We start from the raw sequence: 24,675 nt of genomic DNA on the forward strand, positions 1-24,675 counted from the left end.
ACTATGGATTATACAAATGGTTTAACTTGTAGATATATTTTTTTTAATTTCAATCAAATCCCATTTGTTGCCATAAAGATCTTCAAAAACAACCACGGTACCATAGATTTCATCTCTTGGTTGTTCTAGAAAAGAAACTCCTTTTGATTTCATATGATTGTAATCCTTCCAGAAATCATTGGTATATAAAAACAAAAAAACTCGCCCTCCAGTTTGGTTTCCTATGGCTTCTTCTTGGGGTTGAGTTGTTGCTCTGGCAAGTAAAATATTTGTATCGCTATCAAGTGATGGGGTAATTAATACCCATCGTTTTGCATCATCAAGTTTTATGTCTTCTACAAGTATGAAATTAAGTTTTTCGATATAAAATTGAATGGCCTCGTCATAATCTTTTACCACTAAAGTGATTGCTCCAATTTTACGTTGCATCTATCGTTACTTTACTTTTACAGTATCTGGAACTAACCCCGAAACGTTTCCACCATTTCTAATAACATCGCGTACGATTGAAGAAGATATATAACTTTTACCCGATGAGGTTAATAAAAACACTGTTTCTATTTCAGACATCTTTCGGTTGGTATGTGCTATCGCTTTTTCAAATTCAAAATCCGCTGGGTTTCTTAGCCCTCTAAGTATAAAATTAGCATCTTGTTGCTTGCAAAAATCAACAGTTAACCCTTTGTAGGTCATGACCTTTATTTTAGATTCACCTTTAAAGGCTTCTTGTATAAATCGCTTTCTTTCCTCTAGAGAGAACATATATTTTTTATCAGCATTGATCCCTATAGCAATGATAATTTCATCAAAAAGAGTTAATCCTCTTTCTATAATGTCATAATGTCCTAAAGTGATAGGGTCAAATGATCCTGGAAAAACAGCTCTTCTCATGAGTGACGATGGATTGGTGTGATTACAAAGATATAAATGAATTTAAGATGTAATAATAACGATTCTAGATTTTAAGTAACGTTTCCTTTTTAGCGAGATTTTTAATTCATAATCTGTTTATTAAAATAATAACTATTGAATGGCTTCCTCAATCGTGTTAGTTAATAAATCTTTTATACTAATTCCTGCGGCCAATACTTGTTGAGGTAAAATACTGGCCTCACTAAATCCGGGAGTAGTATTCATTTCAATAAAATGAGGTTCTCCATTATGAAAAATATATTCACTACGCGAAAACCCCTTCATTTTTAATATCTGATATACTCGTAGTGCCAGATCTTGAACTTTTTTCATATCTTTTTCTGATAGTCGGGCTGGAGTGATTTCTTGAGATTTCCCTAAATACTTAGCTTCATAATCAAAAAATTCATTCTCTGATACGATTTCTGTGATTGGGAGCACGGTGTCTTTGCCTTTGTAGGTAATTACTCCAACAGATACTTCGGTTCCGCTTAAAAAAGATTCAATAATAATCTCATCATCTTCTTTATAGGCCAAATCAATAGCCGGAAGAAGCTCAGCTTCGGTTTTTACTTTAGAAACCCCATAGCTGCTACCAGCTTTGTTCGCTTTCACAAAACAGGGTAAGCCAACTGTATCTAAAATTTCATTTGAGTCTATTTTGTCTCCTTTATTCAGAAAATAATTAGTCGCTGTTGGTATTCCATATGGTTTTAAGGCGCTTATACAATCTCTTTTGTTAAAAGTAAGGGCAGCAGGATAAAAATCACAAGCAGTTTGCGGTATTCCAATCAGTTCAAAGTATGCCTGAATCAAACCGTCCTCACCAGGAGTACCATGAATAATGTTAAAAGCAGCATCAAAAATAATTTTAGAACCATTTAATGAGAGAGAGAAATCATTTTTATCTATAGGATGTTTTTGATCTCTGTCATCTACATAATACCAACCATCTGTAGTAATATGAATTCGATAGGCAACATATTTCTCTGGATCCAAATGTTTGTATACAACATTCCCACTTTGTATAGATATTTCGAATTCGCTAGAATATCCCCCCATTAAAATGGCAATATTTTTCTTCATTCAAGTACTTTTAAAAACAAAAATATCATTTATCTTATAAGAAAAGCTTAAAACTTTCCGTTTTTATATATTTGTCCAAATTATGCACATATTTATGAATAAAGTTGTCGATTTCTTCAAAGGACTTTTTAAATTTATCTATAGTAAAATATTCTTAATACAAGTAGTTATTGCTATTGCGATGCTTGCAATACTGTCATATGTTGCTTTAGAGTGGTTAGAAAGTACTACAAATCATCACCAACGTATTGTAGTTCCTAGTTTGAGTAAAAAGAATTTAGATGAGGTAGAGAAGATCCTTACAGAGAAAGACTTGCGTTATGAAGTCCAGGATTCTGCTAGTTTTAATCCCGATTATCCTCGATATTCTGTTATAGAACAAAATCCGGTTGCCGGTAGTGAAGTAAAGGAGAATAGAAAAATATATGTTACCTTAAATCCTTCAGGATATCGAAAAATTGAAGTTCCTGATGTGGTGCTACAAACGCGTAGACAAGCAGAACCTAAATTAATAGCTATTGGATTTAAAATAGGTACAGTTACTTATAAACCTAATATGTCTGATCAGGTTCTTGAACTGAGACATAAAGGAAAAAAATTAGAGCCGGGAACAATGTTAATGAAAACCTCTACAATTGATTTAGTAGTTGGTGATGGCAAAGGATTGAAGTTAAATCTTTCCAATTAATACGAAAAGTTTTGGAAGAAAATGTAGATACAGGAGATTTTGATGGTGCCGAGGATGATCTCTATGAGCATTATCGTTTTGTGGCAGGAGCTGGCCAAGTCCCATTACGTGTGGATAAATTCCTGATGAATTTTGTTGAAAATGCTACTCGTAATAAGATACAACAAGCTGCTAAAAATGGTAGTGTGTTTGTTAACGATATCCCAGTAAAATCTAATCACAAGGTAAAACCTAACGACGTAGTTAGAGTGCTTTTCTCTCACCCGCCTTATGAGAATCTACTGACACCCGAGGATATTCCGTTAGATATTGTATACGAGGATGAGGTGCTGTTGGTGGTAAATAAACCTGCAGGAATGGTAGTTCATCCTGGTCACGGTAATTACTCTGGTACTTTGATCAATGCATTGATTTATCATTTTGATAACCTTCCCAATAATAGTAGTGATCGTCCGGGTTTAGTACATCGTATTGATAAGGATACCAGTGGACTTTTAGTAATCGCCAAGACTGAAGAAGCGATGACACACCTGGCCAAGCAGTTTTTTGATAAAACCAGTGAGCGTGAATATGTAGCCCTTGTTTGGGGGAATATTGAAGAAGATGAGGGGACAATAGAAGGTAATATTGGGCGTCATCCAAAAAACAGGCTTCAGAACACTGTTTTTGAAGGAGAAGATGCAGAAAAAGGTAAACCGGCGGTAACTCATTATAAAGTTATCGAACGTTTGGGATATGTAACTCTGGTATCTTGTAAATTGGAAACTGGTAGAACACATCAAATTAGGGTTCATATGAAGCATATTGGTCACACGCTTTTTAATGATGAGCGTTATGGGGGTGAAAAAATATTGAAAGGAACTACGTTTACTAAATACAAACAGTTTGTAGAAAACTGTTTCAAAATACTACCAAGACAAGCATTACATGCACGGACTCTGGGTTTCGAGCATCCCGTTACTGGAGAGAAAATGCACTTTGAAAGCAGAATTCCTGAAGATATACAGCAATGTGTTGAACGGTGGAGAAACTATGCCAAGAATCAATTGACCGATCAATAACTAATTCAATTGGTACGAAAACCATCTATTTTCACTACTTTTTTCAATATTAAATTAAGGTTATTAGAAACTTTATTTTTAAATAAATACAGATTCCTTAACAAATAAATAGTACATTTGCCTTTTAATATTTTATAATGAATAAAGGAACAGTAAAATTTTTCAATGATTCCAAAGGATTTGGATTCATTACAGAAGAAGGATCAAACAAAGATCACTTTGTACACATCTCAGGATTAATCGACGAAGTTCGTGAAGGAGATGAAGTAGAGTTTGACCTTAAAGAAGGTAAAAAAGGATTAAACGCAGTAAATGTTAAAGTGATTTAATATATACGAATTAATTTTTTTAGTACAGCCTGCTCACAAAATGAGTAGGCTTTTTTTTGTTTAATTTTTTTCATTTCAAATGAGACAAAATTGTTTGCGATACAGGTAACTATCACAAAACTTATGATCTATTTTTAAAAAATAGTAGAAATAGTTTATGAGAATTAATAGCAAATTGATCATTTTATCCATGCTGATTACTATTTCCTGCAGTAAAGGAAAACAAAAACAAAAAACAGGGCTTAAAGCTTTACCAATTGTAGAAGTAGTTAGAAAGGATATTGTGGGATATTCATCATATCCAGTGAGTATTGAGGGGGTTGAAAACATAAAGATTAGACCGAAAATACAAGGGTTTATAGAAGAAATATACGTAGACGAAGGGGAGGAAGTTAAAGAAGGGCAGCTCATGTTTAAATTGGAAGCTCAGTCGTTGGATGCCAGAGCACAGGCATCTGCAGATGCTATTAAAACTGTTCAGGCCAGAGTAAATACTGCAAAAATAGAAGTAGATAAACTAAAGCCTCTTGTACGACAAGGTATAATTAGCGATGTTGAATTGAAATCAGCTTATTCTGAACTAAATTCGGCTAAGGCTCAATTAGATCAAGCTAAAAACAACTACAAAAGTGTAAAACGTAATGTCAACTACAGTAATGTGACAAGTCCTGTCGATGGTGTTGTGGCAAGAATACCTTATGAGCCGGGAGCTCTGGTAAGTGCAACAGATCCAATTCCGCTTACCGAGGTAAGCAAACTGGATAAGATATATGCATATTTTGCCTTAAATGAAAAAGATTATATTTCGTTTTTGAGAAATACCAAAGGTCAATCCTTACAAGAGAAAATCAATAATTTCTCCAAAGTGTCCCTACGCCTTGCCGATGATTCTACTTATCAACACCAAGGAGTTATACAAACTACAACAGCCCATGTAAATTCTGATACAGGTACAATCCAATTTAGAGCTATTTTTCCTAATCCTGAAAGATTACTGGCTAATGGTAATAGCGGAACGATTTTAATTCCAAAAAATTATAAAAACACCCTTGTGATTCCAGAGCAATCTAGTTATGAAAGACAGACATTAACTTACGTTTTCAAAGTTACTGAAGGAGATACTTTACGGAGCAAAAACATCAATGTAGAAACTAGAATTAATAATTACATTCTCATTGAATCCGGATTAAAAGAAGGGGATAAAATATTAGCAGAAGGAATAAATCAGGTTCGAGATGGTATGAAAATACAACCTCGGGAAATTCCTCTGGATAGTATCATGAATTCTATTAACCCAGTGTTCAAAAATTAATGATATGCTGAAAACTTTTATAGATAGACCTGTTTTTTCTACAGTAATTTCTATTATCATTGTCATTCTGGGTATTCTTGGATTACAAAATCTTCCCGTAACACAGTATCCACAAATTGCTCCCCCTACAGTGGTAGTTAGAACTACTTTTCCTGGTGCAAGCGCTACTACTATTCTGGAAAGCGTTATCACTCCGCTAGAAGAACAAATTAATGGAGTAGAAGGTATGGATTATATTACTTCTACGGCAAGTAATGATGGCAGTGCAGAAATAACGGTTTATTTTAATCAAGGGGAGGATCCCGATATTGCAGCAGTTAACGTTCAAAATCGAGTAGCAAGAGCGAACCCTCTGCTGCCAGCAGAAGTTTTGCGAACAGGAGTGGTCACTCAGAAAAGAGAAAATAGTGCGCTAATGTATTTATCATTTATGAGTACGACCAACAAATTTAGCGATACGTTTGTACAAAATTATTTGAATATCAACGTTACCCCTGTAATTCAAAGAATTAATGGAGTAGGTGAGGTAACTATATTTGGTGATAAAACTTATGCAATTAGAATTTGGCTAAAACCTGATAAAATGGCAGCATATGGTCTAGAACCTGCCGATATAATTCTTGCGCTTAATGAACAAAGTGTCGAAGCAGCCCCAGGAGCAATTGGTCAAAACTCGGGACAGGCTTTTGAATATGTAATTCAATACAAAGGACGATATAGCAAAGTAGATGAATATGAAGATATTATACTAAAAACGTTAGATAATAATCGTTTTTTGACACTAAAAGAAGTAGCGGCTATTGAGTTGGACGCTTCCAGCTATGTCACTCTATCCAGAACAGACGGTGTTCCTTCAGTAAATATGGGGATTTTTCAATCTCCTGGATCCAATGCTAGCGAGGTCATAACTGAAGTTAAAAATAAACTCGAATCTTTAAAAACTGATTTTCCTAAGGGAATGAAGTATCAGGTAAACTATAATATAGATGACTTTCTTTCAGCCTCTATCAATAATTTATTGAATACCTTTATTCTTGCTTTTTTATTGGTATTTATAGTAGTTTTCATATTTCTTCAGGATATAAGAACCACACTTATTCCGGCAATTGCGGTACCCGTATCAATTGTAGGAACTTTTTTCTTTCTGAATCTTTTAGGATATTCGATAAATCTTCTTACGCTTTTTGCGCTAATTCTCGCTATTGGTATTGTTGTGGATGATGCCATTGTGGTAACAGAAGCCATAAAATCAAAACTAGAATCGGGAGCAAAAAATGCTAAGAAGGCAAGTATTAGTGCCATGAATGAGATAGCGGGCGCTATTATTTCGACCACATTGGTTATGGCAGCAGTTTTTATTCCGGTTACATTTCTAGTGGGGCCTATTGGAATTTTCTTTGAGCAATTTGGAGTTACTTTAATTATTGCAATATTGATTTCTTCATTAAATGCCTTGACTTTGAGTCCAGCACTCAGTGCGTTATTTTTGAAACCTCCCAAGGATGATAATGGAAAAAAGAATGTTTTACAGCGTTTTTTTTCTGGTTTTAATTCTGGATTTGAACATTTGAAGAAGAGATATGGAAATTCAGTACTATTTTTAGGAAAGCATCGTTGGATATCAGCTGTTGTTATCTTATCTGCTATTACAATAATATATTTTCTAAATAAGCAAATACCAAAAGGATTTGTTCCCACCGAGGATAGAAGCATCGTATTTGTTAATATTACTTTACCTCCTGGATCTTCACTAGACAGGACTTTTGAGATTACAGAAGAGTTCTATAGTAAAGCGAGCAAAGTAAAAGGGATCAAGTCTATATCATTGGTTGTAGGTTCTAGTTTTTTTGCAGGTGCAGGTGGATCTTATGCGCTTGGATTTATTCCTTTAGAGGATTGGAGTAAAAGAGAAGCAGATTCTTTATCGGTAAGCGCTATTACAAATAAGCTTTTTGGAATCGCTGCTACAATACCGGGAGCTAAAATGGTATTTTTTCAGCCTCCACAAATACCTGGATTTGGTAACGCAGGAGGTTTTGCTTTTAATGTTTTGAATGAAAAGGGTGCCACTCTGGAAGAATTAGATCAGGTATCACAAAAATTCATGAGACAACTCATGCAACAAAAGCCTATTCAGTTTAGTCAAAGCTCATTTAGTACCCAGTTTCCTCAATATCAGCTAAAATTAGATGTACCAAAGATTAAAACTGCTGGTATGCAGGTTGACCAGGTTTTAGAAACATTGCAAGGATATATAGGAGGAATTTATGCGGCCGATTTTAGTCGATTCGGAAAACAATATAGGGTATATGTTCAATCTTTACCACAGGATCGATCAAATATTGATGATTTTAATCAGATTTTCATAAGAAACAAAAACGGGGAAACCTCTCCTATAAGCGAGTATTTTACTTTGGAAAGAATGTATGGCCCTCAATCTGTTAATCGTTTTAATTTATTTACTTCAGTAGGTGTTAATGGGGCTGTTAAACCGGGTTTTAGCTCTGGAGATGCTATTACCGAGATTAATAAGTTAGCGCTTTCCCTACCAAGAGGTTTTAGTCTTGGTTTTGGAAGTCTCACTAGAGAACAACTTGAAGCTGCAGGCCAACTGTCTACTATTTTCATTCTTAGTTTGATATTTATCTACTTTTTTTTGGCCGCTCAGTATGAAAGTTATGTAATTCCTTTCGCAGTACTTTTATCTTTGCCCTTGGGATTACTAGGATCTTATTTATTTAGTTGGATCTTCGGTTTACAAAATAATATTTATTTCCAGATAGCCTTGATAATGTTAGTAGGCTTATTAGCCAAGAACGCAATACTTATTGTAGAGTTTGGTTTACAAAAACGACGATCCGGTAAGTCCATTATAGAGGCAGGATTAGAAGCTGCAAAAACACGACTCCGGCCTGTAATAATGACTTCAGCAGCTTTTATTGCCGGTATGGTGCCGTTAATTATTGCCTCTGGAGTTGGAGCAAAAGGAAATCAATCTATAGGGACTGGTGCAGCTGGTGGCTTGTTTGTGGGTACCCTATTACTCATATTCTTCGTTCCTGTTTTATTTATGGTTTTTCAAAGTCTACATGAAAAAATTGTTGGAGCTCCCAAAACATCTAATGAAAATACGGAAGGAGGAAAAGATGAAAACTAGTAAGATAAAGCAAAGAATACAAACTACATTATTCAAATCACTAATACTACTACCATTTTTTACACTATATTCTTGTTTTGTGGCAAAAGATTATGTTCAACCTGATGTATCAATACAGGAGACGTATAGAGGATTTGATGCAAAAGATTCATTAACCATTGGTAAAATACCTTGGAAAAAGTTTTTCAAAGATGAAATCCTTCATTCTTTTATACAAAAAGCACTAGATAGTAATTTTAATATAAGAATTGCTTATCAAAACATCCTGAAAGCCGAAGCACTTTACAAAAGAGGAAAAGCACGATTTTTACCTGCCATAGGTCTAAATGCTTCTGTTACTTCTTCAGATTTTGCGCGAAATAGCGCAATTGGGCAACAGTTTTCCAATATTGGAGATCAGGGAAGTAGTAACACACCTAATAGAATTGAACAATACGATGCGACCGTTTCTGCAAGCTGGGAAGCTGATATTTGGGGAAGAATCACAAGTTTAAAAAACGCTGAGTATGCTTCTTTTTTAGAAGCAGATGCTTCTTACAGGGCGATTCAAACAAGATTAGTGGCAGATATTGCTCTTTCGTACTACCAATTACAAATATTTGATGAACAATTAGCACTGGCTAAAAGAACTGTAAGGACCAGAGAAAATAGTTTGCAAACCATAAAACAACTAAAAGAATCTGGCCAAACAACAGCGGTAGCCGTAAAACAAAATGAGTCTCAATTGCTAACAGCCAAAATTCTGGTTATAGAGGTTGAACAGCAAGTTGGATTATTAGAAAATACACTTAGTGTTCTTCTTGGCAAAGCTCCTTCTGAAATTTCTAGAAATGCTCTTGATCATTCAAATTTGATATTAGGTATGCAAATTGGAGTTCCCTCACAATTATTACGAAACCGACCTGATATTATACAGGCAGAATATGAATTAATCAAGACTTTTCAATTAACGAACGCATCACAGGCCTCCTTTTATCCAAGAATTACACTAACTGCAGAGGCCGGATTTCAAAGTTTGGCTTTTGATAATTGGTTTAATAGTGATTCATTTTTTAATAATCTTATAGCGGGATTGACTCAACCAATTTTTAACAGAAGAGAAATTAAGACGCAATTTGAAGTTCAACAAGCTGAACAAAGAAGTGTCTTGCTCAATTTCAAATCAACGGTAATACAAGCACAGAAAGAAGTAAGTGATGCATTAATTAGTTACTTTGCAGAAGGTAATAAATTTAAGCTACGTAAAGAACAAGTTGCTGCATTAGGGGATGCCGAAAAATTTTCGAATACTCTTTTAGCCAATGGATATGCTAACTATCTTGAGGTTCTTAGAGCTACCGATGAAAAACTTGCAGTAGAGATTGAGTTGCTTAATACTCTTTTAGCAATCAGACAATCAGAGGTAGAATTGTATAAGTCTTTGGGAGGAGGATGGAGAATAAATTAACGTGGTTGCTATAAACCTATCCAATACAATGATAGATAAGAAATTTGTATACAGATTTTATTTGTTAAAGCACAATTGTATTTTTGAATAAAATAAAATGTCGGATCAATGAAAATAGTAATATCTCCTGCGAAATCATTAAACTTTAAAGATGAATTACCTACAGACAGAGGTACTCAACCACAGTTTTTAGAAACTGCCGCTCAGATTAATCGAAAGTTATCTCGAATGTCCAAAAATGAAATTGGAGATTTGATGAGTATAAGTGATAAATTAGCCGACTTAAATTATACACGATACCAGGATTTTCAAGAAGATCACACCAAAAAGAACTCCAGGCCGGCAATATATGCTTTTGATGGTGATGTTTATACCGGTCTTGATGCATATACACTACCAACAGATAAACTCGACAGACTACAGGATACTTTGAGAATTTTATCGGGAATGTATGGATTGTTAAGGCCTCTCGATCTTATTCAGCCATATCGTTTAGAGATGGGAACAAAATTAGCTATAGAAAGAAACGATGATCTATATGAACTGTGGAAAGAAACAATTACGGCATCTCTAAATAATGAACTAGATGATGATGAATTGTTCGTTAACTTAGCCAGTAATGAATATTTTGGTGCAGTTGACAAGAAAAACTTAAAAGTCCCTGTAATCACACCAGTTTTCAAAGATTGGAAAAACGACAAGCTCAAAGTAATTAGTTTCTATGCAAAAAAAGCTCGCGGAATGATGGTACGTTACATTATGGATACCGGAGCCGAAACCATTGAAGATCTTAAAGGATTTAATTATGACGGGTACGGTTTCAGTGAAAAATATACTGCTAAAGATAATGAACCTGTTTTTGTAAGATAATAATTTATGAATCGATTCTCATTTCTTCTTTTATAAAAATGATTTTTGGGCATTAGTACTAGACTTATATATGCTGTGCCGGATCGATCATTATTTTATTTGATAACGGTCTAAGATCGGTTGTTTATTTTAGAATTTAGAAAATTATTACTTCTACATTCTAAAATAGAAAATTATGATTCAAGAATATTTTACCAAAGACTTAAATGAACTTCCTGCCGTACTTATCGGTACTATATTGATATATGTATCAATTTTGATATTTACAAGAATTTTTGGCCTTAAAAGCTTTGCAAAAATGACAGGTTTTGATTTTTTAAATACTATTGCCATAGGTAATCTATTAGCGATGAGCGTTGCAACCAGTAACCCTACGCTGTTAACAGGTATTTTATTGATTGGTATTCTATACTTAATCAATTTTACAATCACCTATTTTCAATTTAAATCTAAAAAATTCAGAAATCTTACAGATAATACTCCACTACTTTTAATGAAAGAGGGAGAGTTTTTAAAGGATAATATAAGTCAGGCTAAAATTACCATGGATGAATTACGAGGTAAACTAAGAGAAGCGAACGTTCTGTCATTACAAGAAGTGCGTGCTGTCGTACTGGAAACCACTGGGGACGTTAGTGTTCTGTATGGCAAAAGTGATGAAAAGTTTAACAATTTTCTTTTAGAAGGAGTACGTCCATGATTATTAAATACAGACTATTGTTTCATCGATACTAGTCATATTTAAATATGCATCTAATTTTAGTATCTTCAACCCTAGTTAAACACACACACACAAATCATTAGATGCAAAAAATTATCGATTTTCTCGATTGGATTGGTGAAAAACTAGGCGGATTGGTGAGTTGGATCGCAGTGCTACTTGCCATAATCATAGGCGTTGATGTGATCATTCGTTATATTTTTAAGTTCACCTATGTCTGGATGATTGAAATAGAAATTTATCTATTCGGAATGATGTTTCTTCTGGCTTCAGGATATACATTCAAGTATGGAAAACATGTGCGCGTAGATATTTTTTATAACAAACTCTCTAAAAAGGGAAAGGCTTGGGTAGATCTCATTGGAGGAGCTTTTTTATTGATTCCTTGGTGTTATGTCGTCATTGTTTCTTCCTGGTATTACAGTCTTTCTTCATTTATTATAAGAGAAGCCTCACCCCAAGCAGGAGGATTACCGGCATTATATGTACTTAAGTTTTCTATCACCATAGGATTCGCTTTTCTTTTGCTTCAAGGTATCTCTCATATGCTCAAATCAATTCAAATTATTTTCAATAAGGATTAGTGTATGGAATATTTAGCAATAATATTATTTGTAGTTATTTTCATTCTTATCCTTAGAGGATATCCTGTTGCATTCACATTGGGAGGGATTTCGGTAGCTTTTGCCTTTGGAGTATCTATTTTTGCTCCTGAAGTTTTTCAGATGTCTACATTTTATTTACTTCCGTCAAGGATCATGGGTGTAGTAAATAACTATGTATTGATGGCCGTACCGCTATTTATTTTTATGGGAATCATGCTCGAAAAATCCGGATTGGCACAAAGTTTATTAGAAACTATGGCAATGATGTTTGGTCGTGTTCGTGGCGGCTTGGCAATTTCTGTAGTGATCGTGGGCGCATTACTTGCCGCTTCAACAGGAATCGTTGGAGCTACCGTTGTGACTATGGGATTGATAAGTTTACCAACAATGCTTAAACGAGGATATAAAACCGAGCTTGCTACAGGAGTTATTGCCTCAGCGGGAACTTTAGGACAAATTATTCCTCCGTCAATTGTATTGGTATTATTGGCAGATACCATCAATAGTTCATCCAGAGGAGCAGCGTCTGTTGATGTTGGAGCATTGTTTTCTGCAGCTTTGCTTCCCGGAATTATATTGGTGATTTTGTATATTATTTACATCCTAATAAAATCTTTTATTCATAAAGAAGATGCACCCAGTATTCCTGCTGAAGAAATCAAGCAGTTTAGAGGGGATAATTTTACATCAAAGATTCTGAAAGTACTTTTTTTACCAATTTTATTAATTGTACTGGTATTAGGATCAATTTTTACGGGGATAGCTTCACCCACTGAAGCTTCTGCGATTGGGGCAATTGGTGCAACCATACTGACCATTGTCCAAAAGAAATTTTCATTCAAAATTCTAAAAGAAGTTGCACAGGAGACCACAAAACTTACCTCGATGGTGTTTTTTATTCTTTTGGGCGCTACCACATTTACTTTGGTGTTTAGAACATTAGGAGGAGACTCGTATCTACAGGAGTTAATCATGTCCTCTAATCTTACTCCGTTATTATTTTTATTATTGGTCATGATAGTGATATTTATAGCAGGATTTTTTATAGATTTTATAGAAATTGTATTTATAATAGTTCCGGTAGTCACACCAATATTTAATGCTTTTGATATGGATATGCTTTGGGTGGGGATTTTGATTGCTTTAAATTTACAGACATCATTTTTGACTCCACCCTTTGGGTTTGCTCTGTTTTATCTAAAAGGTGTAGCGCCAGAAAGTGTTAAAACGAGTCAGATTTATAAAGGGATCATTCCATTTATTATCATTCAGTTGGTTATTGTTGGGATTGTGGTGTTTTTTCCAGAGATTATTTTTATATCGAAATAAGCATAATTATGAAGTTTTTCAGAATCAAAAAACAGATGGTAATCAGGATTTGTATACTAATTCTTGCGATTCCATCGATCGTTTCCTGTTTAGGGGATCCTCCGGCAAGTATGATGAATACATCTTCGTATGATGTAACCAAGCCAGATAAAGTATTTTATTGGAAAATGACGACCACATGGCCTCCCAATTTTCCGGTGGTAGGTGAGGTAGCAGAGAAATATGCCAAGTGGGTTGATGAATTGTCTAATGGACAAATTAAAATTAAAGTATACGGAGGTGGAGAATTAGTACCACCACTTGAAGCTTTTGATGCTGTATCCCAAGGTAGTATAGAGATGGGATGTGGCGCAGCTTATTATTGGGCAGGAAAAACTCCGGCAGCACAATTTTTTGCTGCAGTACCCTTTGGGATGAATAGTCAGCAGATAACTTCATGGCTAGAAGTTGGAGGGGGATATGAACTATGGAAAAAGACATATGCTAAATTCAATCTTGTTCCTTTTATGGGAGGAAATACAGGTGTGCAAATGGGAGGATGGTTTAATAGAGAAATTAATTCTATTGAGGATTTTAAGGGGTTAAAAATGAGATTACCAGGTATAGGAGGCAAAGTTCTCGAAAAAGCCGGTGGAGCTGCAGTATTAGTCGCTGGTAGTGAAGTCTACACTAGCTTAGAGAGAGGAGTGATAGATGCCACAGAGTGGATTGGCCCGTATCATGATTATAAGATGGGATTTCATAAAATTGCAAAATATTATTATACTCCGGGTTGGCATGAGACAGGCTCACAATTAGAGTTTTTTATCAATAAAAATTTATATGATGGATTACCACCTCATTTGCAGGCAGTTTTACAAGCAGCATCCAAACGGGCTCAAGTTTGGGTATTGTCAGAATTTGATAAGCAAAATGGGATTTATCTGGATAAATTAATTAATGAAGAAGGAGTCGAGTTACGTGAATTTTCAAAAGAGACTCTAGATGCATTGAGAGTATATACAGATGAAGCTTTATTGGAAATGATAGGAGATGACCCTTTGTCGAAGGAGGTTTATGAAAGCTATTCTAATTTTCAAAAAAGAATCTCGAAATGGTCAGAGGTAACCGAAAAAGCATTTTATAATAAGATTCAGAAAGAATAAAAAAACCGCTCCAATATATTGAAACGGTTTTGCAAATGTTAAGGTGTGTTTACTCTATTCAACTATAGTTCGATAGTTGTTTCATTACCATCAGTATCAGTTTGTGTTGCTATATTATCGCACTCTCCATCACCAAAGTCCAAAGTTATAGTTTCGCTGTTTTGAGAAGTAACAATAACACCACTCACTGTATAAACACAACCTCTTTCGTTACGCAAAGGAGTTGTAATTTCTACAGCGTATCTATCACCATTACTAAATTCAGTAATACTACTTCCAGAATTTAACGTATAGAATTCAAATTCATTAGGATTATTCGGGTCGGGACCAAAGAAAGTTTCATTTGTAAAAGTTGTTTCACTGGTTGCGGTGAGACCGTCTTCCCAGGCAAAGGAGAAGTTGGAGTTCGTAGCAAAATTTGAAGTATATGAATTATTTCCGGTATCATTTCTAAATGTAAACGTCGTTGTAGCGTTTCCACTTATGGTAATATTCTTGTAAACTACGTTTTCAAGAGTGTAGCTGATCTCAACTTTGTTTTCAGCATCAAGCGTTACGGCAAAACTCATTCGAATGCTGCCTGAGATCATTTCACCATTTATTTCACATCCATCTCCAAAATCTATTAGAATGATACGTGTATTTTCTGCAAATTCAGAAGTTATTGTAGCACAATCAACCATTTTGTTATTTAAACTACGAGTTGTGGGTACAAAACCAGATTCGTTATTGAATACATTCTCTACCAAAGTGTTAATTTCGGTATTAACAGCTTCAACATCCTTAAACTGTGCAGCCGTGGTAACCTGAGTGGTTGGGATCTGAGGATCATTGTCATCATCTTGACAGCTAACTAAAAAAGAGCTTGATACAAGTATGAAGCTTAGAAAAGCGATTACTCTGTTTTTCATACTAAAAATTTTAAAATTGTCAATAAATAGTGTTCAAAATTGTTGTTTGTATTGTTACAACGGAAGTAAAATTAAAAATCATATAATTGATAACGTTAATTTTTGTTAAGGTTATGTTAGAATTTATAGAGTTTTGTTTGAATGTAAGTCATATCAAAGGCTATTAAAACTTATATTTTGAATTTACTATTGCAAAGAATATTTCTAATCAATATCTTCGTAGCGAATGTTCGCTAAAAGTGTTCTAAACTCAAATTTTATATTATGCAAATCAAAAAGGTTTTAGTCGCCAACCGTGGGGAAATCGCAATCAGAATTTTTAGAGCTTGTACCGAGATTGGACTGCAAACCGTAGGTATTTATACTTATGAGGATAGATATTCTTTACATAGATACAAAGCAGATGAAGCTTATCAGATCGGTCAAAATCATGAACCACTTAAACCTTATTTGAATATAGATGCAATTATAAAGGTTGCCAAGAAAAATAACGTCGATGCGATTCACCCAGGTTATGGTTTTCTTTCTGAAAATGCAGACTTTGCCCAAAAATGTTTGGAAAATGATATTATCTTCATAGGCCCCAAAGTATCGGTTTTACGTTCTTTGGGGGACAAAATAACCGCCAAGAAAGTTGCCATTGATAATGATATTCCAATTATCCAAAGTAATAAAGAAGATCTTACCGATATCAAAATAGCACTGAAAGAAGCAAAACGAATTGGATTTCCAGTAATGCTTAAAGCGGCTTCGGGGGGTGGAGGTCGTGGGATGCGAGTGATTCGAAATGCTGAGGAGTTGGAAAAAGCGTTTCCAGAATCTCGAAGAGAAGCACTCAATGCTTTTGGAGACGACACTGTATTTCTCGAGAAATTTGTCGAAAATCCCAAACATATCGAAATACAGATTGTAGCCGATCACTATGGTAATATGGTGCATCTTTTTGAACGTGACTGTTCGGTACAAAGACGTTACCAAAAAGTGATCGAATATGCACCTTCTTTTGGAGTTTCTAAGAATATTCTTAATGATCTATACGCATATGCGCTTTCGATTTGTAAAGCAGTGGATTATAATAATATCGGAACTGTTGAATTTTTGGTAGACGACGACGGGAGTATCTATTTTATTGAAGTTAACCCAAGAGTACAAGTAGAGCATACCGTAACAGAAATTGTTACAGGAATTGACCTTATTAAAGCACAGATTTTTATAGCAGGAGGATATAAGTTATCAGATCAACAAATTAAGATAGAGAGTCAGGAAAGTATAAAAACTAATGGTTATGCATTACAATGTAGAATAACGACTGAAGATCCTGAGAATGATTTCAAACCAGATTATGGTACTATAACTACGTATCGTAGCGCATCTGGATTCGGAATACGATTAGACGCAGGTAGTGTGTATCAGGGGGTAACTATTTCGCCATTTTTTGATTCGATGTTAGTAAAGGTTTCTGCAAATAGTAGAACGTTGGATGGTGCTTGTCGAAAAATGCGAAGAGCACTTTCAGAATTTAGAATACGAGGAGTTAAGACCAATATGCCCTTTCTAGACAATATTCTAAAACACGAAACTTTTAGAAAAGGAGCGGTAACGGTTAATTTTATTAGAGATACTAAAGAGCTGTTTAGGATTAGAGAATCGCGAAATCGCGCCACAAAATTAGTAAACTTTTTGGGTGATGTTATTGTTAATGGTAACCCTGATGTAAAGAAAATAGACCCCACAAAGTCCTTTGTAACACCTGTAGTACCAGAATTCGAGGAAAATGGTGTTTTTCCTAAAGGAACCAAAGACCTATTAACAGAGTTAGGACCTGAAAAGTTTGCTACATGGTTAAAAAATGAAAAAAAAGTACATTTTACAGATACAACCATGCGAGATGCACATCAAAGCCTTTTGGCTACCAGAATGCGTACTTATGATATGCTTAAGGTAGCAGAAGGGTTTGCCAAAAATCATCCTGAAGTATTTAGTATGGAAGTTTGGGGCGGTGCGACTTTCGATGTTTGCTTGCGATTTCTTCGTGAGAATCCGTGGGAACGACTTAGAGAATTACGAAAAGCAATGCCAAATCTTTTATTACAAATGTTGATTAGAGGTTCGAATGGTGTTGGGTATACAGCTTATCCTGATAATCTGATTGGTAAATTTGTGGAACAATCTTGGGAGAATGGGGTCGATGTATTCAGAATATTTGATTCACTTAACTGGATGGAGTCTATAGCTCCTTGTATAGAACATGTGCGAACAAGAACAGAAGGTCTCGCTGAAGGTTCGTTATGTTATACAGGAGATATTTTGGATCCGAAACGCACGAAATACACTTTAAATTATTATATACAACTCGCAAAAGATATAGAAAATGCCGGAGCACATATTCTTGGGATTAAGGATATGGCAGGCCTTTTAAAACCTTATGCCGCTTACGAACTGGTTTCAGCATTGAAATCTGAAATTAATATTCCTATTCATTTACATACTCACGATACCTCATCTGTGCAATCTGCAACATATCTTAAAGCGATCGAAGCCGGTGTTGATGTGGTTGATGTTGCCTTAGGAGGACTCTCTGGGTTAACAGCACAACCTAATTTTAACGCGGTTGTAGAGATGCTTAAGTTTCACGAACGTGAAAATAAGATTGATATACCAAAACTGAATGAATATTCTAATTATTGGGAAGCCGTACGAGAATATTATTATGTTTTTGAGTCTGGACTTAAGGCGGGAACAGGTGAAGTATATCAGCATGAGATTCCGGGAGGACAATATTCTAACCTAAAGCCACAAGCTCAAGCATTAGGCCTGTCTGACCGATTTCATGAAATAACAAGAATGTACAGTGAGGTGAATGAATTGTTTGGGGATATTGTGAAAGTAACTCCAAGCTCTAAAGTTGTAGGGGATATGGCGCAATACCTGGTAAGTAATAACCTGACTATCGAGGATGTAAAAGAGAGAGGAGACACTATTTCTTTTCCTCAGTCGGTGATGAGCTTTTTTAAAGGGGAATTAGGGCAACCTGTAGGAGGTTTTCCAAAGGCGTTGCAAAAATCGGTACTTAAGGATCAGAAACCATTTACGAATCGTCCCAATGCACATCTAGAGCCTGTAGATTTTGAAAGTGAATTTAAAGAGTTTGTAAAAGTGTTTAAAAAAGGAATGGGAAGAGAGCTGGATATTACAGATTTCTTGTCTTACAAATTATATCCAAAAGTGTTTACAGGTGCTTATAATCATCATCTTAAGTTTGATAATGTGATGAATATCCCTACCAAAAATTTCTTTTATGGAATGGATCCCGAAGAAGAAATTATTGTAGAATTAGATCAGGGGAAAACAGTATTGGTGCAGTTGATTTCTATAGGAGATCCCAATGATGAAGGTAAAGTTACTGTATTCTTCAAGGTTAATGGTCAAACTCGAAATGTGGTAGTACAAGATAGTGCTATAAAAGTAGATAAAGTAGTTCACATCAAGGCAGACAAAGCAGATAACAAACAGATTGGAGCACCGTTACAAGGTGCGTTGTCTTCCGTTTTAGTAAAAGCAGGACAGGAAGTAAAAAAGAACGAACCATTGTTTATTATAGAAGCTATGAAGATGGAAACTACAATTACGGCTAATGAAGAAGCTGTAATCAAAAAAATAGTACTGAAACCAGGTACTATGGTAGAAGCTGATGATTTGGTAGTTATTTTGAAATAAAAAAACGAAGAGGTTTTTTAAACCTCTTCGTTTACATTTTTCGACTTAATAATATTAGTTTTTGATAATCAATCTGGACATGCAAAATTACATTGATGATTAAGGCTAGACTCACATTCTATAGGAGAACCTTTTACGCTAGGCAGATTACCTCCAGTAATTTTTTGTAAACTTAAGGTGGAAATCACATTTTTGTTAAATTCTAATTTTTTCAAATTTCTTTTTTTCATGATATATATTTAAGGTTAATAATAATTATAAAGATAAACCTTAAAAAAATCAGTTTTTCTTAGGTGCTTGTTAAACTTAGATTAAAAGTTTAATAAATTAAGTCATCTGGATAGGGTCGATTCATAAAAAAAATTCCAAGGATTTTTATTCTTGGAATTTTTTACGATATTATTTTTGAATGATTAATCTGTGGCACACGCAAGATTACAATTACCATCAGCACTAGAAGGAGGATCGCATATATGAAAACCAGATATACTACCGCCTTTAATTTTTTCTAAACTCAGATTGGAGATTACATTTTTGTCTAAGATAACTTTCTTAAATTCTTTTTTTTCATGATACTATATGTAAAGGCTAATAATATTTACCTTAATGTAGATTTTAGAAATGTTAGCTTTTGTTAGACGTTCGTTAAAGTTCTCACAAGAACTTATCATTTTATTCAGGATTTTGCGATAAACTTAACGGACTTTTGAAAAAAGTATAATTGAAAACTGTATCTAAATCACTAGTAACTAAAAGCTAAAGATCTTTGTAGTTCGCAAAATCTTTCTATTTTTACTAAAAAAGTAAAAACATCCCCGGGAGCCTTGAGAATCAAGCCTATTGAAATAGCAGTATTTATCCTTTTTGTAATAGGAGCATTATTTGGACTCATGTTTTTGAGCCAAAAAGGAGGCTTGAAAGAGGCTCAAGTACAAGATGATGGATTTTCATACGAAGGCTTTTCGGTGAAATACCCCACGTATCTCACGTTTTTAGGGCTTGAAAAAGAGGAAGATTCATCCCTTACACGACAAGATATTATTAAAGTAACAGAAATCGTTACTCCATTAGAAATTGAAACCATCGACAGTAAGAATGATATTGCAGAGATGCAGCAAATAAAAGAATTACCAGATTTCTCTAAAATAGACACCACCCAACTTGTTAGAATTAAGTATCCGAAGGATAATCCCAATTTTGCAAAGGAGTTAAGAGATAAACTGTCGTCTCGATCCTGTAGAATCCTTCATTATGGAGACTCTCAAATAGAAGGAGATAGAATCACTGCTTATTTACGCAACAGATTGCAACATATGTATGGGGGTAGTGGCCCGGGATTTATTCCTGTACTTCCTGTTTATAGACAGATAAGTGCTAAGGTTGAACCTAGTGAACATTGGGAGCGTTATGCTTTCTTTGATCCAACCAAAAAAAAGTTTTCTCATAAAAAGTATGGTGCATATTTGTCAATTTCAAGATTTACAGAGCATCAGCCGGTTCTTTTAGATAGTACTGCTTTTGATTCTTTACCGATAGTAAAAGCTTCAGTCAACATTGGAAAGTCAAAGAAAACGTATGCAAAGTTCAGAAGGTTTACCAACATTGGTTTACACTATGGTAATTGTAAGTATCCTGTAAAAGTATCGGTATTCAATGACGGAGAATTAATTCAGCAGGACAGTCTAATAACCGATGGGCGATATCATCAATATAAAATTCGAACACTCAGAACACCTACAGATTTAAAGATCCAATTTGAAGGCAAAGTAAGTGCCGATTTTTATGGACTAACGCTAGATGGAGGCTCTCGAGTACAAATTGATAACGTAGCCATGCGTGGGGCTTCAGGAACTATTTTCTCGAGCACCAACGGGGCTACTTATAGTAGAATGATAAGACAACTAAAACCAAAAGTGGTGATCATGCAGTACGGAGGTAACACTATGCCATACCTTAAAGATTCTACAGATATTGATAAGTATACCAAAAGAGTGGCAAGCCAGATAAATTGGATAAGAAAACGTGCAAAGAACACCAGCTTTATATTTATTGGTCCTACAGATATGTGTCTTCCCGTAAATGGTAAAATGGAAACCTACCCAATGTTACCGTATCTTAATACCAGACTCATGGAAACCTGCCTTGAAAATAATGTTGCGTATTGGAGTATGTATGATGCTATGGGCGGAAAAGGATCCATGGAGTTGTGGGTAGAAGAAAAGCTTACCGCAAAAGATTATATGCATTTTACCTGGAAAGGAACCAAAATAATTTCTGAACTATTTTTTACAGCCCTATACCTTGACCTCAAAGAACCTATTAATAATGATGAAGCATAACCTATTATTTATGTATGTATGGTTTTTAACTGTGCCATTAATGGCACAGACCTACGTTTTAGACACTATACAGGACAAACTTCCTTTTGTAAACTGGAAAGCCAATACCATTAAGATGGCAGATAAATCTCCAGCATTTAGAAAGCTGTTTCATAAGTTTGATACCATAGCAAGGGGAGGAGAAGAAGATCTTCACATATTTCATATAGGTGGATCCCATATTCAGGCAGATATTTATTCAAACCGTTTACGGTCCTATCTCCAAACTATGAGTCCGACAGCAAAAGGACAACGTGGATTTATTTACCCTTTTAGTATCGCCCAGACCAATAACCCCGGAAACTATAGAGTAGAGTATGATGGCGAGTGGACAGGATATCGCTGCTCAGTAAGAAAAGATAGTGTTGCATGGGGTCTGGCAGGTGTTACTGCTGTTTTTAAAGACTCGATGGCAAATGTGAAGATAAAAGTGAATGGCAATAATTATCATGAAAAGATGTATGATTTTAATAAAATGCGAATCTTTTATGATAACTGGAGTAATGATTATGAGATATCTTTTAAACAAGACTCTCTGGTTGCCCAAATAAAGGAAAATAAAAAAGCACATTTTATAGAATATACGTTGAATAGGTCTGTAGATGAAATAGAGTTTTGCATTCATAGAAGTGAGGACGTCAAGGATGCCGAATTTTTAATGATGGGTATAGAGTTAATGAATGACAACAAAGGGGTTCAGTACACTTCAATTGGAGTAAATGGAGGTAGTTTTTCCTATTATGATCGTTGTCGTTATTTTGATGATCAGTTATTATTATATAAACCAGATTTATTCATTGTATCGGTAGGGACCAATGATGCATACCATCCGGATTTTAATCCAAAAGAGTACAAAGAGTATTATACAGAGTTGATCAAATTAATCCAAAAGGCAAATCCCGATTGTGCTGTCTTACTTACTGTGCCTAACGATTCTTATTATCAAAAGAAGATACCAAACCCAAGAACACGAATTGCAAGAAAGATAATTTATGAAGTAGCCCAAGAACAAAAAATGGCTGTTTGGGATTTTTATGAAATTATGGGTGGATTTAATTCTTCGCAAAGCTGGTACAAGAATAAGTTGATGCCTCGGGATCGAATACATTTTACAGTCATGGGATATCGTATAAAAGCAGATTTACTATTGCAGGCATTAGCGCATTCGTGGGAAAATGAATTAGAATTACCACCAAATTCTGTCTTGAATCAGATTATTAATGAATAGACTCTTTGACATATTTTCTTTTTCAGAGGATTTTCCATTAATCTTTACACAAGCAAATTTCTGGATATTTTTTGCAGTTATCTACTTCATTTATGCAATAGTCTATAGTAAAAAGAGTTTGCGTAGCGCCTATCTCTTTGCTATTAGTCTACTTTTCTATTACAAAACCAGTGGGTTTTTTATAGGGATTCTAATCTTTAGTACCGTAAATGATTTTTTTCTCGGTAAAGCGATCTATAATAGTAGGTCGGTTTTACTTCAAAAAACTTTGGTTGCGATTAGCGTAATTATTAATCTGGGAACATTATGTTATTTTAAATATGCTTATTTCTTTACAGATTCCTATAATTACCTTTTTCAAACAAATTATGAAGTGTTCAACTACCTGGGACATTGGGCAAATACCTGGAGTAGTGTCGATTATTTTACTGTAGATAAAATCATTCTTCCTGTGGGGATTTCATTTTATACTTTTCAAACGATTAGTTATAGTGTTGATATCTATAGAAAGCAGATCAAACCACTCAATTCGATCATCGATTTTGGTTTTTTTGTGAGTTTCTTTCCACAACTCGTGGCAGGCCCAATTGTACGCGCTGCAGATTTTGTACCTCAGATTAGAAAAGATATCAATATCACCAAAGAACAATTTGGAGCGGCTACCTATATGATTCTAAAGGGACTGATCAAAAAAATGCTCTTTGCCGATTATATTGCTGCTAATTTTATGGATCGGGTGTTTGATGTTCCTGAAATGTTTTCTGGGTTTACCAATATTATGGCCATGTTCGGTTATTCACTTCAGATTTATGGTGATTTTTCGGGGTACACCGACATTGCTATAGGATTGGCGATGCTTATGGGGTATAAACTACCTGTGAACTTCAATTCACCATATAAAGCCATACATTGCGGTGATTTTTGGAAACGATGGCACATTTCCCTATCCAGCTGGCTTAAAGACTATTTATATATCCCCATAGGTGGTAATCGTAACGGAAGTATTTTCTCGTACACTTTTATTTTGGTCTTTGCATTTTTAGGAGCCTTTGCCTATGCAGATTTTGGAATTGCGATTATCACTACGGCAGGAATAGGCTTGTTATTGATCATAACACTTTTTTCTTCTAGAATAGCTTGGCATTTTAACAGAAATATAAACATAATGATCACTATGCTCGTAGGGGGTTTATGGCATGGTGCATCCTGGAAATTTGTAATCTGGGGTGGTCTTAATGGGGTAGGAATTGTAACGTACAAATATTGGCGTAAAATAAGTCCGTATGAAAACTCAAAAGCTTGGTACGCGTTACTTTGGCGAATTGCATTAACTTTTGTGTTTATTACATTTACTCGTATTTATTTCCGCGGAAACAGTATGGATCATATCGATCGTTTTTACCAGCAGGTCGCCAACAATATGGATTGGCAAAATGCACTTACTGTGCTGTGGGAGTACCGGGTTGTTTTTATTGTAATGCTCATTGGATACATTACCCATTGGTTACCTTATAAGACCAAAGATTGGATCGAAGACTTGTTTATTAAAAGCAATATGGTTATCAAAGCCGCGGTAGTAATGGCAGTGGCAATTATTTGTTATCAAACCTATGCAGCCGATTTCCAACCGTTTATTTATTTTCAGTTTTAAGAAATGTTCTATAATTTGAGTATTGGAGTACGTGGGTATCTGATTTATTTGAATGTCCCAATCGATCGGGCTGTTCACTATATCTTTTTGTGCTACATATATTCTTTAAGACTTAAAATTAATGTTTT

Annotated in this window: 19 protein-coding genes; 15 read left to right on the forward strand and 4 right to left on the reverse strand. The window is 34.9% G+C overall.

Annotated elements, in window-relative coordinates:
* Nucleotides 1–21: 21 nt before the first annotated feature.
* From ACFSJT_RS14380 to ACFSJT_RS14390, 3 genes are all read right to left on the reverse strand, one after another.
* Nucleotides 22–429 carry a VOC family protein gene (locus ACFSJT_RS14380; protein WP_378320989.1) on the reverse strand — a complete coding sequence of 136 codons (408 nt, stop codon included), beginning with the start codon at nt 427–429 and terminating at the stop codon, nt 22–24.
* A 6-nt stretch (nt 430–435) separates the two neighbouring features.
* Nucleotides 436–891, reverse strand: coding sequence for a pantetheine-phosphate adenylyltransferase (gene coaD / locus ACFSJT_RS14385; RefSeq protein WP_378320990.1), 456 nt, complete (start codon nt 889–891; stop codon nt 436–438).
* 132 nt (nt 892–1,023) lie between these two features.
* Nucleotides 1,024–1,998, reverse strand: a complete 975-nt coding sequence (locus ACFSJT_RS14390) for a D-alanine--D-alanine ligase (protein ID WP_378320991.1) — start codon at nt 1,996–1,998, stop codon at nt 1,024–1,026.
* 94 nt (nt 1,999–2,092) lie between these two features.
* On the opposite strand from ACFSJT_RS14390, the gene ACFSJT_RS14395 reads away from it, so the two are divergent.
* The 11 genes from ACFSJT_RS14395 (at nt 2,093) to ACFSJT_RS14445 (ending at nt 14,662) form a co-directional block, all read left to right on the forward strand.
* On the forward strand, nt 2,093–2,686 hold the full coding sequence (locus tag ACFSJT_RS14395) for a PASTA domain-containing protein (protein WP_378320992.1): 594 nt from the start codon (nt 2,093–2,095) through the stop codon (nt 2,684–2,686).
* 11 nt (nt 2,687–2,697) lie between these two features.
* Complete coding sequence (locus ACFSJT_RS14400) at nt 2,698–3,747, forward strand: RluA family pseudouridine synthase (protein ID WP_378320993.1); 1,050 nt, start codon at nt 2,698–2,700, stop codon at nt 3,745–3,747.
* A 137-nt stretch (nt 3,748–3,884) separates the two neighbouring features.
* Complete coding sequence (locus ACFSJT_RS14405) at nt 3,885–4,076, forward strand: cold-shock protein (RefSeq protein ID WP_066314082.1); 192 nt, start codon at nt 3,885–3,887, stop codon at nt 4,074–4,076.
* Between the two features lie 157 nt (nt 4,077–4,233).
* Nucleotides 4,234–5,388 carry an efflux RND transporter periplasmic adaptor subunit gene (locus ACFSJT_RS14410; protein WP_378320994.1) on the forward strand — a complete coding sequence of 385 codons (1,155 nt, stop codon included), beginning with the start codon at nt 4,234–4,236 and terminating at the stop codon, nt 5,386–5,388.
* Nucleotides 5,389–5,392: 4 nt separating this feature from the next.
* Entirely contained in the window at nt 5,393–8,545 is a 3,153-nt protein-coding gene (locus ACFSJT_RS14415) for an efflux RND transporter permease subunit (protein ID WP_378320995.1), read from the forward strand.
* Nucleotides 8,511–9,992 (forward strand): TolC family protein, encoded by a 1,482-nt coding sequence (locus ACFSJT_RS14420; RefSeq protein ID WP_378320996.1) that lies wholly within the window; start codon nt 8,511–8,513, stop codon nt 9,990–9,992. Before ACFSJT_RS14415 ends, ACFSJT_RS14420 begins: the two co-directional genes overlap by 35 nt.
* 108 nt (nt 9,993–10,100) lie before the next feature.
* Nucleotides 10,101–10,862 (forward strand): peroxide stress protein YaaA, encoded by a 762-nt coding sequence (gene yaaA / locus ACFSJT_RS14425; RefSeq protein WP_378320997.1) that lies wholly within the window; start codon nt 10,101–10,103, stop codon nt 10,860–10,862.
* Nucleotides 10,863–11,037: 175 nt separating this feature from the next.
* Nucleotides 11,038–11,562: a DUF421 domain-containing protein gene (locus ACFSJT_RS14430; protein ID WP_378320998.1), complete on the forward strand. Its 525-nt coding sequence runs from the start codon at nt 11,038–11,040 to the stop codon at nt 11,560–11,562.
* Nucleotides 11,563–11,666: 104 nt separating this feature from the next.
* On the forward strand, nt 11,667–12,167 hold the full coding sequence (locus ACFSJT_RS14435) for a TRAP transporter small permease subunit (RefSeq protein WP_378320999.1): 501 nt from the start codon (nt 11,667–11,669) through the stop codon (nt 12,165–12,167).
* Between the two features lie 3 nt (nt 12,168–12,170).
* A complete protein-coding gene (locus ACFSJT_RS14440; protein WP_378321000.1) occupies nt 12,171–13,517 on the forward strand; it encodes a TRAP transporter large permease in 1,347 nt (448 codons plus the stop codon).
* 8 nt (nt 13,518–13,525) lie between these two features.
* Nucleotides 13,526–14,662, forward strand: a complete 1,137-nt coding sequence (locus tag ACFSJT_RS14445) for a TRAP transporter substrate-binding protein (RefSeq protein ID WP_378321001.1) — start codon at nt 13,526–13,528, stop codon at nt 14,660–14,662.
* A gap of 62 nt (nt 14,663–14,724) precedes the next feature.
* Here ACFSJT_RS14445 and ACFSJT_RS14450 read toward each other — a convergent pair whose 3' ends face one another.
* On the reverse strand, nt 14,725–15,573 hold the full coding sequence (locus ACFSJT_RS14450; protein WP_378321003.1) for a hypothetical protein: 849 nt from the start codon (nt 15,571–15,573) through the stop codon (nt 14,725–14,727).
* Between the two features lie 264 nt (nt 15,574–15,837).
* On the opposite strand from ACFSJT_RS14450, the gene ACFSJT_RS14455 reads away from it, so the two are divergent.
* The 4 genes from ACFSJT_RS14455 (at nt 15,838) to ACFSJT_RS14470 (ending at nt 24,547) form a co-directional block, all read left to right on the forward strand.
* On the forward strand, nt 15,838–19,290 hold the full coding sequence (locus ACFSJT_RS14455) for a pyruvate carboxylase (protein ID WP_378321004.1): 3,453 nt from the start codon (nt 15,838–15,840) through the stop codon (nt 19,288–19,290).
* An 824-nt stretch (nt 19,291–20,114) separates the two neighbouring features.
* Nucleotides 20,115–21,629 (forward strand): SGNH/GDSL hydrolase family protein, encoded by a 1,515-nt coding sequence (locus ACFSJT_RS14460; RefSeq protein WP_378321005.1) that lies wholly within the window; start codon nt 20,115–20,117, stop codon nt 21,627–21,629.
* 40 nt (nt 21,630–21,669) lie between these two features.
* Nucleotides 21,670–22,896 (forward strand): GDSL-type esterase/lipase family protein, encoded by a 1,227-nt coding sequence (locus ACFSJT_RS14465; protein WP_378321006.1) that lies wholly within the window; start codon nt 21,670–21,672, stop codon nt 22,894–22,896.
* Entirely contained in the window at nt 22,889–24,547 is a 1,659-nt protein-coding gene (locus tag ACFSJT_RS14470; protein WP_378321008.1) for an MBOAT family O-acyltransferase, read from the forward strand. The genes ACFSJT_RS14465 and ACFSJT_RS14470 overlap by 8 nt, the downstream gene beginning before the upstream one ends.
* The last annotated feature ends 128 nt before the right edge of the window (nt 24,548–24,675 follow it).

This window comes from Aquimarina celericrescens (assembly GCF_042682765.1).
Classification (GTDB): domain Bacteria; phylum Bacteroidota; class Bacteroidia; order Flavobacteriales; family Flavobacteriaceae; genus Aquimarina; species Aquimarina celericrescens.

Coding starts and splice junctions, on each gene's coding strand:
- ACFSJT_RS14455 (WP_378321004.1), top strand. CDS start 15,838: ATGCAAATCAAAAAGGTTTTAGTCGCCAACCGTGGGGAAATCGCAATC.
- ACFSJT_RS14410 (WP_378320994.1), top strand. CDS start 4,234: ATGAGAATTAATAGCAAATTGATCATTTTATCCATGCTGATTACTATT.
- ACFSJT_RS14435 (WP_378320999.1), top strand. CDS start 11,667: ATGCAAAAAATTATCGATTTTCTCGATTGGATTGGTGAAAAACTAGGC.
- ACFSJT_RS14405 (WP_066314082.1), top strand. CDS start 3,885: ATGAATAAAGGAACAGTAAAATTTTTCAATGATTCCAAAGGATTTGGA.
- yaaA (WP_378320997.1), top strand. CDS start 10,101: ATGAAAATAGTAATATCTCCTGCGAAATCATTAAACTTTAAAGATGAA.
- ACFSJT_RS14470 (WP_378321008.1), top strand. CDS start 22,889: ATGAATAGACTCTTTGACATATTTTCTTTTTCAGAGGATTTTCCATTA.
- ACFSJT_RS14415 (WP_378320995.1), top strand. CDS start 5,393: ATGCTGAAAACTTTTATAGATAGACCTGTTTTTTCTACAGTAATTTCT.
- coaD (WP_378320990.1), bottom strand. CDS start 891: ATGAGAAGAGCTGTTTTTCCAGGATCATTTGACCCTATCACTTTAGGA.
- ACFSJT_RS14450 (WP_378321003.1), bottom strand. CDS start 15,573: ATGAAAAACAGAGTAATCGCTTTTCTAAGCTTCATACTTGTATCAAGC.
- ACFSJT_RS14430 (WP_378320998.1), top strand. CDS start 11,038: ATGATTCAAGAATATTTTACCAAAGACTTAAATGAACTTCCTGCCGTA.
- ACFSJT_RS14390 (WP_378320991.1), bottom strand. CDS start 1,998: ATGAAGAAAAATATTGCCATTTTAATGGGGGGATATTCTAGCGAATTC.
- ACFSJT_RS14380 (WP_378320989.1), bottom strand. CDS start 429: ATGCAACGTAAAATTGGAGCAATCACTTTAGTGGTAAAAGATTATGAC.
- ACFSJT_RS14395 (WP_378320992.1), top strand. CDS start 2,093: ATGAATAAAGTTGTCGATTTCTTCAAAGGACTTTTTAAATTTATCTAT.
- ACFSJT_RS14420 (WP_378320996.1), top strand. CDS start 8,511: ATGAAAATACGGAAGGAGGAAAAGATGAAAACTAGTAAGATAAAGCAA.
- ACFSJT_RS14465 (WP_378321006.1), top strand. CDS start 21,670: ATGGCACAGACCTACGTTTTAGACACTATACAGGACAAACTTCCTTTT.
- ACFSJT_RS14440 (WP_378321000.1), top strand. CDS start 12,171: ATGGAATATTTAGCAATAATATTATTTGTAGTTATTTTCATTCTTATC.
- ACFSJT_RS14445 (WP_378321001.1), top strand. CDS start 13,526: ATGAAGTTTTTCAGAATCAAAAAACAGATGGTAATCAGGATTTGTATA.